1 protein-coding gene is annotated in these 791 nt (G+C 48.0%); it reads left to right on the top strand.

What is annotated here, in order from left to right:
- Window positions 1-791: hypothetical protein (locus ACQY8X_RS20955; RefSeq protein ID WP_428037068.1), on the top strand; the 791-nt coding region annotated here is incomplete at both ends.

The following is a 791-nucleotide window of genomic DNA, read 5'->3' as shown; positions in this document are numbered from 1 at the left end:
GCTATTTTAGCTTTTATGATAGTTCAAACAACGGCCACCTCTATCAACTGGACGGCAGTACCTGGACCGAGCAAAACAGCGGCGCCTGGACAGATATTATTTTCGAGACCGAACTGAACGGCAAAGGCTATTTTCGCTTTTATGATAGTTCATTCAACCTCCACCTGTATCAACTGGACGGCACTACCTGGACTGAGCAAAACAGCGGTACCTGGTTACATGTTGAATTCCAGACCGAACTGAACGGCAAAGGCTATTTTCTCTTTTATGATAGTTCATACAACCCCCACCTGTATCAACTGGATGGCAGTACCTGGACCGAGCAAAACAGCGGCGCCTGGACAAGTATTACGTTCGAGACCGAACTGAACGGCAAAGGCTATTTTGTCTTTAAGGATAGTTCCAACGCCCACCTCTATCAACTGGACGGCAGCGCCTGGAGCGAGCAAAACAGCGGCGCCTGGAAAACTATTTATTTCCAGACCGAACTGAACGGCAAAGGCTATTTTAGCTTTCAGGATAGTTCACTCAATTACCACCTCTATCAACTGGACGGCAGTACCTGGAGCGAGCAAAATAGCGGCACCTGGATAAATATTCTTTTCCAGACCGAACTGAACGGCAAAGGCTATTTTTACTTTCAGGACAGTTCAGGCAACCCCCACCTCTATCAACTGGACGGCAGCGTCTGGAGCGAGCAAAACAGCGGCGCCTGGCAAGGTATTGATTTCCGGGCCGAACTGAACGGCAAAGGCTATTTTTACTTTTATGATAGTTCAGGCAACGACCAA

Source organism: Amphritea sp., from assembly GCF_050300915.1.
GTDB lineage: Bacteria > Pseudomonadota > Gammaproteobacteria > Pseudomonadales > Balneatricaceae > Amphritea.
The sequence above is the reverse complement of the archived record's forward strand: the minus strand, read 5'-3'. Positions and strand labels throughout refer to the sequence as shown.